This is a genomic window from Kitasatospora sp. NPDC058243 (assembly GCF_042882025.1).
Classification (GTDB): domain Bacteria; phylum Actinomycetota; class Actinomycetes; order Streptomycetales; family Streptomycetaceae; genus Kitasatospora.
This window is the reverse complement of sequence record NZ_JBHVWW010000115.1, coordinates 1-14,757: the sequence shown is the minus strand read 5'-3', so window position 1 is coordinate 14,757 and position 14,757 is coordinate 1. Positions and strand designations below refer to the sequence as shown.

Genomic DNA, 14,757 nt, shown 5'->3' with positions numbered 1-14,757 from the left:
GGCCGCCGCGGGGGCCGGCCCGGACCGGGTCGCCGGGCTCGCCGCGGACCGGGTCGACCGGCCCGACGGACTGGCCGGGGACGAGCCGCAGGCCACCGTCACCGCGCTGGTCGGCGCCCCCGGCAGCGGGCGCTCCACCGAACTCGCCGCCCTCGCCGCCCGCCGCGCCGGCGGCGCCCGGCCGCTGCCCACCCTCTGGTTGCGCGGCGCCGACCTGCGCGCCGAGGACCGCTCGCTCGCCGCCCCGGTGGAACGGGCCCTGGCCGCCGTCGCGGCCGAGCTGGGCACCCCGGCGCCCGCGCCGGAACCGGTGGCGGCGCTGTGCGCGGCGGCCGGGCGGCCGCTGCTGGTGGTCCTGGACGGCCCCGAGGAGGCCCCGGCGCCGCTGGACCCGCGCTGGCTGCGCGGCGCGGGGGACTGGCTGACCGGCTGCGGGGCGCGGCTGCTGACCGCCTGCGGCGAGGAGGCCTGGGTGCGGCTGGCGGCCGAGAAGTGGGGCAGCGGCCCCGGCCCCGCCCGGTACCCGGACCCGCCGGAGCCGGACGGCGACCTGGCCAGCGCCCCCACCGTCCGGATGGACGGCGACGGCCCGGGCGCCCCCAGCCTCGCCGGGCACCGGCTCGGCCCGCTCCCCGCCGAGGCGGCCGAGCGGGTGCGCCGCCGCTACGGGCTGCCGCCGGGCTGGCCGGCCGACGCCGACGCGCGGCACCCGCTGGCCGTCCGGCTGGCCGGCGAGCTGTGGGCGGAGGGCCTGCGCGGGGAGCCGGGCCGCCGGGGCGAACTGTTCGCCGCCTACCTGGACCTGCGCTGCCTGCGGGTGGCCCGGCGGTTGGCCGAGGACGGGCGGCAGCGCCGGCCGGGCGCCCACCGCCGGAGTTCCGCCCGCCCGGCCGGGCCCTCCCACGGGCGGGTGCGGCGGCTGGCGGCCGCGGTGGCCGGACGGGTGCACGAGGCGGCCCGGCGGATGCTCGGCGCCGGGCCGGGCGGGCTGGGCCGGGCCGTCTTCGAGGAGCTGTTCCCGGCGGCCGGCGGCTGGGCCACGGCCGTCCTCGCCGAGGGCCTGTTCGTCCCGGCCGGGCCCGGATTCCGTTTCGCGCACGGGGAGTTCGCGGACTGGCTGCAGGGCCTGCACCTGGACCTGGACGCCGCGCTGCGGCTGCTGCTCGGCGAGGCCGCGGACACGCCGTCCTCGCCCGCGAACGGGCTGGCGGGCGCGTCCGCGGCAGGCCCCCCACGCGGCGTCCCCCGGCACCGGATCGGCCCGGTCGCCGCCGCGCTGCACCGGCTGGCCGAGACCTGGGGCGCACCCGCCCTGGACCCGTGGCTGCACCGGCTCTGGCGCGCCCTGGACCTGCGCCCGCCCGGCAGCGAACCGGCCTGGTGGGCGGGCCGGCTGCTCACCGCCGGGCTGGCCGCCAGCCCCGATCCGGCCGAACACCGGGCGCTGCTCGACCAGTTGGCCGGGCGGATCGCCGAACGGGCGGTCGCCGAAGGCGGGTTGGACGCGCTCCCGGCGGACGGGCTCGGCGCGTTCGGCCCGGCGTTCTGGACCGGCCTCGGCCTGCCCGCCGAGGCCGAACTCGCCCTGTTGCGCCGCCTGGTGGCCGCCGACGGGCCAGGGCAGCCGTTCCTCGGCGCGGTGGCCGAGCGGCTGCGCGCCGACCCCGTCGCGGTGTTCCCGCTGCTCTGCGCCTGGTTCGACGATCCGCGCGGCCTGCCCGGCCGCCCCGGGCACACCGTCGCCGACCTCGCCCACGACCTGCTGCACGCCCACCGGCGGCTCGCCCTGGACGAGTTGGCCGACGCCCTGGCCGACGCCGCGCACCCGAGGGCGGACGCGCTGCTCACCGTGCTCGCCACCGAGGAACCCTCCGCGCTCTGCCGGGCGGTGGACCGCTGGAGCCACGACGGGCGGCCCGAGCGGCACGTCGCCGCCGCCGTGCACGCCCTGCACGCCGCCCCGCACGCCGTCGGCGCCGCCGCCGGACTGCTGCGGTTCAGCGCGCTGACCCTGCTCGCCCGCGAGGACGAACCGGGCCTGCACGGCGCCGCCCTCGCCCTGCTGGTCGGCGACCCGGCGACCAGGGCCGAGCACCTCCCCGCCGCGCTGGCCCTGCACCGGGCGGGCGGCGACGCCTTCCTCACCCCCAGGGCGCTGGCCCCCGCCCTGGAGAGCGACCCGGAACCCGTCCTGGCCGCGCTCGCCGACCGGCTGGCGGCCCCCGGCGCGGCCGCCGCCGAGACCCTGCGGATGCTCGCCGACGCCCGCACCCCGGTGGCCACCCGGCGGGGCGCCGAACTCGCCGCCCGGCTGCTGCGCGAGCACCCGACGCTGGCCGGCCCGGTCGCCGTCGACTACCTGGGCCGCCGCCTGGAGCGCGCCGCGACCGGCGGCCCGGCCGCCCGGCTGGAGCTGCGGGTGCTGCTCGGCGGCGCGCTGGCCGCCCGTGCGGCGGGCGTGCGGCGGCCGTTCGCCCAGGTGCTGTCCGTCCCGGTGGCCGACCCGGCGGCGGACGCGCTGCGCTGCGAACTGCTGGACACCCTGCTCGCCATCGAGACCGACCCGGCGGTGCTGACCGCGGCCGTGGAGCGGCTGGCCGAGCACTGCGCGGCCGAGAATCCGGCCCGGGCCCGCGCGGTGCTGGCCCGGGCGACGCCCGGCCTGCCGGCCGCGGACGAACTGCTGGTGCGCTGGGCCGGCCGCTCGGCGGCGTTCGCGCAGCTGCTCGCCCAGTGGCCGCGGGACGCCGCCCCGACCGCGCCGGACGGGCCCCGGCTGGCCCGGATGCGGGCCCTGGCGGCGGCCGGCCGCGACCCGCAGTACGCGGCCGCCGAGGCGGAGCGGACCGTGCCCGGGCGGGCCGCGCACCCGCCGGTGCGCCCAACCCGCATTCCGGTGCCGGAGCAGGAGCAGGCGCATGGCACGCTATAGGGGTTCGGGTTTGAGCGTTTGAGCGTACAGAGGGTACGCGCCGTACGGAACAAGGAGCGGTCAGGGTGCAGCGCTGGCGTGGCCTGGAGGAGATCCCCGCTGACTGGGGACGCAGCGTCGTCACCATCGGCTCGTTCGACGGGGTGCACCGCGGGCATCAGCTGATCATCGGTCGGGCGGTCGAGCGGGCCCGCGAACTCGGCCTCCCCGCGGTGGTGGTGACCTTCGACCCGCACCCGCGCGAGGTCATCCGCCCGGGCAGCCACCCGCCGCTGCTCGCCCCGCAGGCGCGCCGCGCCGAGCTGATCGCGGGCCTCGGCGTGGACGCGGTGCTGGTGCTGCCGTTCACCCCGGAGCTGTCCCAGGAGTCGCCGGAGACCTTCGTCCGGCAGGTCCTGGTCGACGCCCTGCACGCCCGGGCCGTCATCGAGGGCCCCAACTTCCGCTTCGGGCACCGGGCCGCCGGGGACGTCGCGCTGCTCACCGAGCTGGGCCGCTCGGCCGGCTTCGACGTCGAGGTGGTCGACCTCCAGGTGAGCGGCGCCGCCGGGTCCGGCGAGCCGTTCTCCTCCACCCTGACCCGGCGGCTGGTCGCGACCGGGGACATGGCCGGCGCCGGCGAGGTGCTGGGCCGCCCGCACCGGGTCGAGGGCGTGGTGGTGCGCGGCGCGCAGCGAGGCCGTGAGCTCGGCTACCCGACCGCCAACGTCGAGACCGTGCCGCACAGCGCGATCCCGGCCGACGGCGTGTACGCGGGCTGGCTGACCGCCGACGGCGAGCGCATGCCCGCCGCCATCTCGGTCGGCACCAACCCGACCTTCGACGGCACCGCCCGCACCGTCGAGGCGTACGCCATCGACCGGGTCGGCCTGGACCTGTACGGGCTGCACGTGGCCGTGGACTTCCTGGCCTACCTGCGCGGGATGGAGAAGTTCGACTCCATCGACGCGCTGCTCGACCGGATGGCCGACGACGTCAAGCAGGCCCGCGAGCTGACCGACGGCGTCTGAGCACTGCCGCAGCACGGGGAAGGGCCCGCCGACCTGGTCGGCGGGCCCTTCGGCGTCACTGCGGGGGCTGCGGCGGGTGGCCGTAGCCGGGCGGCGGCTGGTAGCCGTCCGGCGGGGACGGCTGGGACGGCGAGGCGGGCGGGGCGGGCTGCGGCGGCTGGCCCTGGGCGGGCGGGTAGCCGTAGCCCGGGCCCGGCTGCGGGGCCGGCTGCTGCTGGGCGCCCGGCTGCGGCCAGGCCGTGGGGGCGGGCGGCTGCTGCGGGTAGCCGTAGCCGGGTGGCGGCGGCGGGGCCTGGCCGGGCTGCGGCGCCCACGGCGCCCCGGGGGCGGGCTGAGCGGCCTGGCCGGCCTGACCCGCCTGACCCGCCTGACCCGGATATGGCTGTGGCTGTGGCTGCGGCGGGTACGGCGTGGCCTGCACCTGCTGCTGCCACCCGGACTGCTGGGCGGCAGCCTGCTGGGCCCGGACGATGTCCTCGCCGACCAGGGTGGCCAGCTCGAAGTAGGCCTCGCGGACCTTGGGCCGCATCATGTCGAGGTTGACCTCGGCGCCGGCCGCCAGGCTCTCGTCGAACGGCACCACGATCACCCCGCGGCAGCGGGTCTGGAAGTGCGCGACGATGTCCTCGACCTTGATCAGCTTGCTGGTCTCGCGCACCCCGGAGACCACCGTGATGCTGCGCTGCACCAGGTCCGCGTAGCCGTGCGCGGAGAGCCAGTCCAGGGTGGTCGAGGCACTGGAGGCGCCGTCCACGCTGGGGGTGGAGACGATGATCAGCTGGTCGGCGAGGTCCAGCACCCCGCGCATCGCGCTGTACAGCAGGCCGGTGCCGGAGTCGGTCAGGACGATCGGGTACTGGCGGCCCAGCACGTCGATGACCTGGCGGTAGTCCGAGTCGTTGAACGTGGTCGAGACCGCCGGGTCGACGTCGTTCGCCAGGATCTCCAGGCCCGAGTTGAGGTCCTGCGAGGTGAACTGACGGATGTCCATGTAGCTGCGCAGGTGCGGGATGGCCGTCACCAGGTCGCGGATGGTCGCGCCGGTCTGGCGCTTGACCCGGCGGCCCAGGGTGCCGGCGTCCGGGTTGGCGTCGATCGCGATCACCTTGTCCTGGCGCTCGCTGGCCAGGGTCGCGCCGAGCGCGGTGGTGGTCGTGGTCTTGCCGACCCCGCCCTTGAGGCTGATCACGGCGATCCGGTAGCAGCTCAGCACCGGGGTGCGGATGACCTCCAGCTTGCGCGACTTCTCGGCGGCCGCCGCCTTGCCGCCGAACTGGAACCGCGGCTGCTGGCGCTGCTGCTTGGGCTGGCTGCGCAGCAGCCGGTCCGAGGACAGCTCGACCGCGGCGGTGTAGCCGAGTGGCGCGCCGTGCGCCACGGGCGGCTGCGGGGCGGCGGAGTGCGGGAACGCGACCGGCGGCGGCGCGACGGCGCCCTGCGGCGGCCACGGCTGCACCCCGCCGGACTGCTCGTGCGGCGCGCCCGGCAGCAACGGCCGGTACTCGTGCGGCTGGGGCTGGGCCGACTGCGGGTAGGCGGGGGGCTGCGGCCAGCCGCCCTGACGCGGATCCACCGGTGCGGGCTGCGGGGCCGGCTGCTGCGGCTGTGCGGGCTGCGGCTGGGCGGCGCCCTGCTGGGCGGCCCACGCGGCGGCGGCCTGCGGGTCGTGCGCCGGCAGCGGCTGCTGCGGGGGCAGGTGCTGCGCGGGCGGCTGCGGGTACGGCTGCGGGTACGTCTGCGGCGGGACCGGCTGGGCGGGCTGCGCCGGCGGCGGGGCCGGGACCGGGGCCGGGTACGGCGGTTGCGGGGCGGGCTGCGGCTGCGCCGGGGCCTGCGCCGGCCAGCCCGGGGCGACGGCCTGTGGCTGCTCGAACGCAGGGGCAGGGGCAGGGGCAGGAGCGGGGACGGGGGCCTGGGCAGGGGCGGACGCCGGGAACGGGACGTGCTGCGCCTCGGCCTGGACGGGCTGTGCGGGCGGCACGGGCTGGGCGGGTACGGGCGCCTGAGCCGGCGTCGGGGCCGGAGCCTGGGCGGGCACCGGCGCCGGAGCGGTGGCCTGCGGAGCCTGCACCGCCGGGGCCGGAGCCTGAACTGCCGGGGCCGGAGCCGGGGCCGCCGAGGCGTCCGTCTGCACGTACCAGGACGGGGGAGTGTAGTCGGGCGCGTCGGACCAGTCGTCGTCGTCCTCTGCCGCGTTGTCGCCGACGTAGACGCCGTCCCGATCGCTGCTCACTAGGGCTCCCTCGTGTTCGCCGCCGCTTGTTCAGCGGTGCCGTTGCCGCATCAAAGACTAGGCCGTGCGGCAACCCCCGTTGAAGGCGGCGTCGGATCCGGAGCGGCCCCCCGGGCCCGGCGCCGCCGCTCAGTCCATCCGGCGCGGACCGCCGAGAACCTGCTGCTCGGCCTGCCCGGCCACGGCCCGCACGTACTGGCGCCGCATCCGGGTGGCCCACAGGGTGAGGTCGTCGCCGAGGGTGGGCAGCGCGGCGACGTCCTCCGGCGGGAGCGACAGCACCCGGCCGGTCAGCTCCGCCTCCTGCGGGGAGACCCGCTGCACGCCCACCAGGTCGGCCGCGTTGAGCACCCGGGCCGCGTGCGGGCCCAGGTACGGCAGCAGGGTCAGGGTGGTCTGCCAGGGCGCGGCGGAGAGCCGGCTGCGCGGCGGGCGGGCGCCGAGGTCGCGCACCACCAGGACCGGCGAGGCCACCGAGGCGCCCTGCGGGCCGAGTCGGCCGACCTGGTGGACCGTCACGCACGGCTGCCCGCCGCCCGCGGCCTGCGCCAGCGGGCCCCACAGCTGCCCGCGCGCGGTCTCCACCGCGACCCGGGCGCCGATCGCGGCCGCCCGCAGCGCGATGACCTGCGCCGTCCACACGCCGCCGACCAGCACCAGGTCGTACGCGCTGGGCCGGAACAGGCCGAGCACCGCGGGCAGCCCCTGCGGGTCGGCGCCGATCACCACGCCGTCGTCGCCGACCGGGAAGGCCAGCGCCCCGAGGTCCGCGGCGTCCAGCACGTGCTTCTCCCGGCGCGGGCCGCGCAGCCCGAAGCCGGGCAGGATCCGGGACCGCGCCCGGGGCTGTTCGGCGCCGTGCTGGGGGCCGGGGGCCGGATAGGTCTGGTACGCCATCAGGACGCTCCTCCCAGCGGCAGGGTGGCGAGCACCCCGGGGGCCTGCTCCAGGTCGAGCCGGACCAGGCCGAGTCCGGCGCCCTGCGCCCGCGCCTCCACCTGGCGGCCGACCTGCGTCACCTCGCTCTCGCTGCGCCCGGTCACCCGCAGGTGCCCGCTGACGGTCACCGAGCCGCCGGTGCCGCGCCCGGCGGTCAGGCTGAAGGTGCTGGCCAGCGCGGGGGAGCCGGTGACCAGGTTGACCAGGTCGGGTGCGGCGATCCGGCCGGGCGATCCGCCGGGGCGGCTGAGCTGCGGCCAGCGGGAGATCCAGTAGGTGCTGTGCCAGCGGTCGTCGATCCGCCAGAACCGGCTGCCCTCCTGGGTGCGGCGGGTGGTGCCGCCGCCACTGCCGGTGCCCTGGCGCCCGGCCACCGCGAGCGGGTTGGCGCAGGTGGAGATGGCCAGCGCGGCGATCAGCTCGCGCTCGTCCAGCACGGTCGCGTTGAACCCGGCGCTGTTGAGCCGCCCGGCCAGCTGGTCGGTCACCCGTTGCAGCGCCTTGCGGGCGCCCTCCTCGCCGCCGCCGCGGGCCCGGACGGCGGCCGCGGCGCGCTCCGGGTCGAGCTTGAGCGCCACCCAGGTCAGCCGCAGCCCGGGGGTGGCGGTGCCGTCCGGCAGCTCCCGGTAGGCGCGGGCGGCCAGCGACTGCTCGGGCAGGTGCGGGGCCGGGGCCGGCTGGGTGTGCTGGACGAGTTGCACCGACTCCAGGGTGATGTCGTCGACCTGGAGCGCTGAGCAGATCACGTCCAGGGGCAGTGGCAGCGCGGTGCGCACCGGGCGCAGCGGCTGGTCCTTGGCCTGGACGAGCAGCACCGAGCTGAGGAAGGTGCCGTCGCCGACCATGCCGGTCTCCCGGCGGACGGGGCGGCCGCCCAGGTCGGCCTCGGTGGCGTGGGTGCAGGTGCGCAGTGCCGGTTCGAGTTCCAGGGCGGGGGCCAGCGCCGGGTCGGTGCCGGCCGGCGGCAGCGTGCTGCGGGCCTGCCGGCGGCGGGACTTGAGGGCGGCGCGCACCCGTAGCAGTTCGGGGATGGTCCGGCCGCGCAGCGGGATCACGGCGAGCACCACCAGGACCAGCGCGACCGCGCCGAAGCCGGCGGCGACCGGTCGGCTGATCGTCCAGCCCACCGCGACCAGCGCGGCCGCGACCTCGACCAGGACGAGCTGTTGGAGCCTCAGCCGGCCGCCGAGCAGCCCGGGCCGGGGGTTGATCCGGAGCAGGACGGGCCCGCGACCGCCTTCGTCACGGCCGCTGCTCCCGCCGGCGGGCGGCAGCGGCTGCCCGGGCGCGGTCTCGGGGGCGGGGCCGCCGCGCTGCGCCCGGCCGGAGCGGCGCGACCTCCCGCCCGTTGCCGGTCCGCGGCGTCCTGGAGCGGTCTGGCTTGGCATCCCCCGGGTGACCCTCTCTGATCAGTTGCCGCGGCCCGGCTGGCCGGTGCGCGGACCGTACCCGTACCGTACTCACCGTCTGCTGCCGCATCGTAGAGGGTTCGTGCGGGTTCCCGCCCGGCGGGTGCGGGGGGCGGTGCAGGGCGGTCCGACAATGTCTGACGAGGGGGACGACGAGGATGGCATCGCGCCGGGACGAGCTGAACGCGTACACCTTCGCCCGCAAGCGCACGGTGGGGGCGTTCCTGCTGCCCGGTGGCGGCGGCAGCGACGAGGACGCGCCGCGCCCGGTGAAGGCGGTGCTGCCGAGCGTGCTGGCCGGGGCGGTGATCGTCGCCGGGTTCGGGTTGTGGGGGGTGTTCAAGCCGAGCGCGCCGCTGCACTGGGACGACGGCAAGAACGTCGTCCAGGGCAAGAAGTCGACCACCCGGTACGTGGTGCTGACCGACCCGGACGGCCGGACCAGGCGGCTGCACCAGGTGCTCAACATGTCCTCGGCGCGGCTGGTGCTGCCGGCCGAGGCCAAGGTGGTGGTGGTCGACGACGGGGTGCTCGACAGCTACCCCAACCACGGCCCGACGATCGGCATCCCGTACGCGCCGGACAAGCTGCCGACGAGGGACAACGCGGACAAGCCGATGAAGTGGTCGGTCTGCGACCGCCCGGGCTCGGACGACAAGCAGGAGACCGTCAACCAGGCGGTGTTCGTGGCGGCCGGCCCGGACGCGGCGGCGCTGGCGGCCAAGGACCGGATGCTCGGTCAGGACCAGCTGCTGCTGGTGCAGCAGGCGGACGAGCAGCAGGTCTCCGCGCAGCCGGCGCCGGGCCAGCCCGCGGCCAGGCCGGGCGACGCGAAGGTGTTCCTGGTCGACGCGCAGGGCCGCAAGCACGGCATCGGCTCGCCGCAGGCGGACGACAAGGAGCGCAAGTCGCTGATCACCGCGGTCTTCGGGCCCAACGCGGTGCCGCAGCGCGTCAAGCGCGAGTGGCTGGACACCCTGGTGACCGGCAGCCCGATCACCTTCCCGAAGGTCGACGGGGTGGCGGACAGCCCGAACCCCAACTCCTCGGTGGAGCTGGGCAACCAGGCCGACCGCCGGATCGGCCGGCTGGTGCACTACCAGGACCGCCACTACGTGGTCGGCAAGGACCGGCTCTACCTGGTGACGCCGTTCCAGGCGGAGCTGATCCGGCAGAACCCGGACTACCAGGACCTCTACAAGTACGACGGCGACAAGCGGCCGCGCAGCGACGAGATGACCCCGGCCGACCACGCCAAGCTGGGCAACGACGTCCGGCTGCCGAGCACCGGGGACGACTGGCCGCTGAAGTCCGGTGCGCCGGCCAACAACTGGCAGGACCGGCAGGACGCGCGCCTGGTCGTGTGCAGCACCTTCGACGGCGTCGCCGAGGACGGCCGCACGCCCCGGCGCAGCGTCTGGGCCGCGACGTCCTACCCGGCGCCGTACAACAACGGCGCGGGCGCCGCGTACGTGACGCCCGGGCACGGCCTCTTCTACCGCGCGCTGGACAACGCGGCGGGCGGCTCCGGCACCGACTTCCTGATCACCGAGACCGGTCTGCGCTACTCGGTGCCGGCCAACGGCGACGGCGGCCGCGGCGCCACCACTCCGCCCACCCCGCAGCCGGGCCAGGGCGGGCAGCCCGGCCAGGGCGGTGCCCCGAGGACGCCCACCCCGCAGCCGGGCGCCACCGCGCCGGACCAGCAGCCGCCGCAGGACGAATCGGGCGCCAACCAGGCCCGGTTGGGCTACAAGGAGCTCCAGCCGCTCCCGGTGCCGCACGAGTGGTCGGACCTCGTCCCGGCCGGCCCGCCGCTGACGGCGAAGAGCGCCGCCCAGCCGCAGAACGCCTGATCGGCCAAGCCAGGCAACGGACTTGGCCTACGTGTCATGGTCTGGTAACTGCGTCGAGTTCGGTGTTGGGCGAGCTGCGTGTGCCGACTACAGTGCTCCTGGACATCACTAGGGTGATGGGACGGTCGGGCCGCGCTGCCCTCCGTACACGCAATGTCTGTCTCATGGGGGATGGTGGAGCATGGCTCAGGGTCAGTTCACGATGACCGCTCAGGAGATGCTGGCTTTCGCCAAGCGGATCGAGGACGCGATCGGGAAGATCGAGGCTGAGCGGCAGAAGCTCATCAGCACGGTCGATGGCATCACCGGCGGCTGGCAGGGCCAGGCGGCGAGCGCCTACAAGGCCTTGCAGGACCAGGTCAACACCGACATCGCGAAGCTGAAGGAGTCGCTGACCGCGATCCAGCACGCGATCGAGCTGACCACCAAGCACTACGCGAGCACCGAAGAAGAGCAGAAGGCGCTGTTCTCCAACGCCCAGGGCTGATCAGCCGCACCGCGCTGATCACCGTTCTGTTCCGACCTTCCGCTCGGTGGGGCGCCCGCGGCTGAGCGCGGGGTGCTCCGCATCCTCGTCAAGGGAGACATCGTGTCCGACCACATCCTCGTCAACTTCGAGACCGTCCACCACGCGGCCGAGGAAGTGCGCGCCTCGGCCGGTCGCATCGACCACCTGCTGAACGACCTCAAGGGCGACGTCAACCGCATCGCGTCCAGCTGGCAGGGCGCGGCCCAGCAGGGCTACCAGGCCCACCAGACCCAGTGGGACGCGCGCGCCGCCGACCTGCAGAAGGTCTGCACGCAGATCGCCTCCTCGCTGGACAGCGCCGCGCAGAGCTACAAGACGACCGAGAACAACAACGCCAAGCTGTGGGGGAACAACTGACCACGCGTTCCCCAGCGGGAACGTGAGGGGGCGGGTGCTCGGACTCCGGGCACCCGCCCTTCGGCGCGCGGCACGGGTGGACGACATGAGGGGTGGCAGGGTGTCCGGACGCGGGTACCGGAAGGCGGCCGCGGCACTGGCCGCGCTCGCCGTGCTGGGTGGCCCGCTCGCCGCCCCGGCGCGCGCGGACAGCGGACCCGGGCTGGCCGCCGCGGGCGACTGCCCGAAGAACGCGCCCGACGTGCCGACCGTGCCGTGGTCGCTGCAGCGCCTGCTGCTGGACGAGCTGTGGCAGGGCGGTCGGACCACCGGCGCGGGGGTGACCGTCGCGGTCATCGACACCGGCGTGGACGACCAGAACCCGCAGCTGGCCGGCAAGGTCCTGGAGGGCTCCAACCTGGTGGTCAACCGGGAGACCAAGGAGAAGGTCCCGGGCAGCTCCAAGGAGGACCCGGTCGGCCACGGCACCAAGGTGGCCGGCATCATCGCCGCCCGCCGCTACGACCGGACGGGCTTCGTCGGGCTCGCCCCCGACGCCGCCGTCCTGTCGATCCGCCAGAACGACAGCGACGGCAACGGCGACGTCTCCACCCTGGTCCAGGCCGTCAACGAGGCGGTCAGGGCCAAGGCCAAGGTCATCAACATCTCCCAGGACGTCCGCGGCGCCGGCGCCGCCGGCTTCGGCGGGTACCAGGAGCTGAAGGCCGCCGTCCAGGCCGCCGAGGACAGCGGCGTCGTGGTGGTCGCCTCCACCGGCAACGACGGCAAGGAGGGCGACACCTACCCCGGCGCGTTCCCGACCGTGCTCGCCGTCGGCGCCTCCGACCGCAACAACGAGCGCGCCCCGTTCTCCCAGTACGGCTCCTTCGTGAAGGTCGCCGCACCCGGCGTCGACATGCTCTCCACCGTCCCCAGGGGCGGCCAGTGCGTCGACAACGGCACCAGCTTCTCCGCCCCGTACGTGTCCGGGCTCGTCGCGCTGCTGGTCGGCGCCCACCCGAACTGGAAGCCGGCCCAGGTGCGGGCCTGGATCGAGCAGACCGCCCAGCGCACCCAGCGCGATCCGAACCAGTTCATCGGCTGGGGCGTGGTCGACCCGGTCAGGGCCGTCACCAAGGCCCCCGAGAGCGCGCCGTTCACCGCCACCCCGGACGCCCCCGTCCAACTGGCCGCCGCCCCGATCGTGCCCCGGCCGGTCGGCCTCGGCGAGACCCAGGCCGACCGCGACGGCCGCACCGCGACGTACGTCCTCGGCATCGGGGCGCTGCTGGTCGCGCTGCTCATCGGCGGCGGCGTCGTCCTGCGCGACCTGCGCCGCAGGTCCGCGGACTGATCCGGGTACGCAGCACCTGCCCGGTGCCCGGGGAGTGCGTAGGAGAATCCTCCGGAACGGCTGTAACGTCGTGGGTCGCTCGCCGCATCCAAGAAGTGTCAGGGAGCGCGGACACGGGGGGGCGGCAGGCATGGGGTGGATCGGGGCGGGCCGGGAGGCCGAGGACGCCGAGTTCCTGGAACTGGTGTCCGGCCGCACCGGCCACCTGTACCGCTCGGCCTGCCTGCTGACCAGCGGCGACACCCACTACGCCGAGGACCTCGTCCAGGAGGCCCTCAGCCGGATGTACGTGCTCTGGCGGCGCAGCGCCTGGACCGGCGGCCGGGACCGGATCGACAACCCGGCCGCCTACACCCACACGGTGATGGTGCGTACCTTCCTCGCCCAGCAGCGCCGCCGCTCCAGCACCGAGCGCCCCATCGCGGCCGTGCCCGAGTCGGAGGCGCGGGAGGCGGACGGCGCGCTGCGGATGACCCTGCTCGACGCCCTCGGCCGGATGCCGCCCAAGGACCGCGCCGTCCTGGTGCTGCGCTACTGGGAGGACCGCAGCGTCGCGGAGACCGCCGAGATGCTGCGCTCCTCCCCGGGGGCGGTCCGCACCCGTACCACCCGGGCGCTGGCCCGGCTGCGCACCCTGCTCGGCGACTCGCTGGCCGAGCTCGCCGCCCGCTGACCACTGCTCGTAGTCCGTGACGCACCCCGTGACGCTCCCCGTGACGCAATTTCGTGATGCAAGGAGACGGTGACCACCCATGTCCGAACCGGACAAGTTCGAGGACGATCTTCTCTACGCCCTCACCCGTACGGGCGAGGGCTTCCGTACCGAGCCGTCCGACCTGCTCGCGGGCGGGTACCGGCGCGGCCGCCGCCGCTGGCGCCGCCGCTCGACCGCCGCGGTGGTGGGCGGCGCGGCCGCGCTGGCCCTGGTGGGCACAGGGGCGGTGTACCTCACCGGCTCCTCGCCGCGCCCGAGTACGGTGCCCGCGGCCGCCCCGAGCACCGCCGGCGGCAGCGGCTCGGCGGCCCCGGCCTCCTCGGCGTCCGCCTCCGCCTCGGCGCCGCCGGCGGTCTCCGGCGACGAGGTGCTGGCGATGTTCCAGGCCCTGCTCCCCAAGGGCGAGACCACCGGCGGCACCGGCACCGGCACGGGGGCCGAGCCGGGCCGGCCGTACGGCGGCGGCATCGCCGCGACCGCCTCGCTGGTCTTCGACGACGGCAAGGGCAAGTCCGCGATGGGCATCTCGCTCGGCCGCCTGGCGGACGGCGACCCGAACCGGGTGGAGAACGACTGCCCGGACAAGAAGCTCGTCCAGTACGACGCCTGCAGTGCCACCACCCTGCCGGACGGCGGCACGCTGACCGTCCTCCAGGGCTACGAGTACCCGGACAAGCGGGCCACCACCAAGTGGTGGAACGCCAAGCTGATCGGCAAGGACGGCCGCCAGGTCGAGCTGTCCGAGTGGAACTCCCCGGCGGAGAAGGGCTCGCCGGACAGCCGCCCGAAGCCCCCGCTGACCCCCGAGCAGCTCAAGGCGATCGTCACGGACAAGTCCTGGGACCGGGTCATCGCCTCGATCCCGGACCCGGTGCCGGTCAAGCCGCGGGACAGCGGCAAGGAGTACGGCCAGGACGAGATCCTGGCGATCGTCGCCAAGCTGCTGCCGGCAGGGCTGACCGAGACGGAGACCGGGGGCCAGCCGGGCTACGCGAACTTCGTGGTCAACGACGGCAAGGGCAAGTCCCTGGTGGAGATCAACGTGCAGGACTGGTCCCGTGACGACAAGACCAAGGAGGAGCTGTTCGGCAGTGCCCAGGCGCAGCCGGACGGCACCAGGGTGGTGGTCGGCAAGCGGGGTTCCAACCCGGGCATGTGGACCGTCGACACCCTGCACGCGGACGGCCTGCGGGTGGTGATCAGCGCGTTCAACAGCGGCACCCAGCAGACCCCGGCGACCCGCAGCACCCCGGCGCTGAGCACCGACCAGCTGAAGGCGATCGCCACCGCGCCGGTGTGGAAGCTGAGGAAGTAGCGGTCCGGACGTGGCAGTGCCCCGGGCGAGGGGGGAGATACGGGAGGCTCCCCCTTGGGGGGGGGGGGTGGTGCAGGGGGTGTGCCTCCCGGAAGCTGAGACCCCCCCAGCGATTTCCCTAGAGAAGAC

General features: G+C 75.9%; 11 protein-coding genes. 8 read left to right on the top strand and 3 right to left on the bottom strand.

What is annotated here, in order from left to right:
- Together ACFVX9_RS38670 and ACFVX9_RS38665 are read left to right on the top strand one after the other, a co-directional pair.
- On the top strand, positions 1–2,932 hold a 2,932-nt coding region (locus ACFVX9_RS38670; RefSeq protein ID WP_387986878.1), incomplete at its 5' end, for a hypothetical protein.
- A gap of 65 nt (positions 2,933–2,997) precedes the next feature.
- Positions 2,998–3,942, top strand: coding sequence for a bifunctional riboflavin kinase/FAD synthetase (locus ACFVX9_RS38665; RefSeq protein WP_387986875.1), 945 nt, complete (start codon positions 2,998–3,000; stop codon positions 3,940–3,942).
- 55 nt (positions 3,943–3,997) lie between these two features.
- Here ACFVX9_RS38665 and ACFVX9_RS38660 read toward each other — a convergent pair whose 3' ends face one another.
- From ACFVX9_RS38660 to eccE, 3 genes are all read right to left on the bottom strand, one after another.
- Positions 3,998–6,175 (bottom strand): MinD/ParA family protein, encoded by a 2,178-nt coding sequence (locus tag ACFVX9_RS38660; protein WP_387986872.1) that lies wholly within the window; start codon positions 6,173–6,175, stop codon positions 3,998–4,000.
- 129 nt (positions 6,176–6,304) lie between these two features.
- On the bottom strand, positions 6,305–7,072 hold the full coding sequence (locus ACFVX9_RS38655) for a hypothetical protein (RefSeq protein ID WP_063347616.1): 768 nt from the start codon (positions 7,070–7,072) through the stop codon (positions 6,305–6,307).
- Complete coding sequence (eccE, locus tag ACFVX9_RS38650; protein ID WP_380425254.1) at positions 7,072–8,502, bottom strand: type VII secretion protein EccE; 1,431 nt, start codon at positions 8,500–8,502, stop codon at positions 7,072–7,074. The genes ACFVX9_RS38655 and eccE overlap by 1 nt, the downstream gene beginning before the upstream one ends.
- 179 nt (positions 8,503–8,681) lie before the next feature.
- On the opposite strand from eccE, the gene ACFVX9_RS38645 reads away from it, so the two are divergent.
- The 6 genes from ACFVX9_RS38645 to ACFVX9_RS38620 all read left to right on the top strand — a co-directional run bounded on the left by ACFVX9_RS38645 (position 8,682) and on the right by ACFVX9_RS38620 (position 14,628).
- Positions 8,682–10,379 carry a type VII secretion protein EccB gene (locus tag ACFVX9_RS38645; RefSeq protein ID WP_387986868.1) on the top strand — a complete coding sequence of 566 codons (1,698 nt, stop codon included), beginning with the start codon at positions 8,682–8,684 and terminating at the stop codon, positions 10,377–10,379.
- Positions 10,380–10,560: 181 nt separating this feature from the next.
- A complete protein-coding gene (locus ACFVX9_RS38640; protein ID WP_063347614.1) occupies positions 10,561–10,866 on the top strand; it encodes a WXG100 family type VII secretion target in 306 nt (101 codons plus the stop codon).
- 102 nt (positions 10,867–10,968) lie between these two features.
- On the top strand, positions 10,969–11,265 hold the full coding sequence (locus ACFVX9_RS38635; RefSeq protein WP_063351107.1) for a WXG100 family type VII secretion target: 297 nt from the start codon (positions 10,969–10,971) through the stop codon (positions 11,263–11,265).
- Between the two features lie 100 nt (positions 11,266–11,365).
- Complete coding sequence (gene mycP, locus ACFVX9_RS38630) at positions 11,366–12,598, top strand: type VII secretion-associated serine protease mycosin (RefSeq protein WP_380378408.1); 1,233 nt, start codon at positions 11,366–11,368, stop codon at positions 12,596–12,598.
- Positions 12,599–12,728: 130 nt separating this feature from the next.
- Positions 12,729–13,271, top strand: a complete 543-nt coding sequence (locus ACFVX9_RS38625) for a SigE family RNA polymerase sigma factor (RefSeq protein WP_363376701.1) — start codon at positions 12,729–12,731, stop codon at positions 13,269–13,271.
- A 79-nt stretch (positions 13,272–13,350) separates the two neighbouring features.
- Positions 13,351–14,628, top strand: a complete 1,278-nt coding sequence (locus ACFVX9_RS38620; protein ID WP_387986862.1) for a hypothetical protein — start codon at positions 13,351–13,353, stop codon at positions 14,626–14,628.
- Positions 14,629–14,757 lie beyond the last annotated feature (129 nt).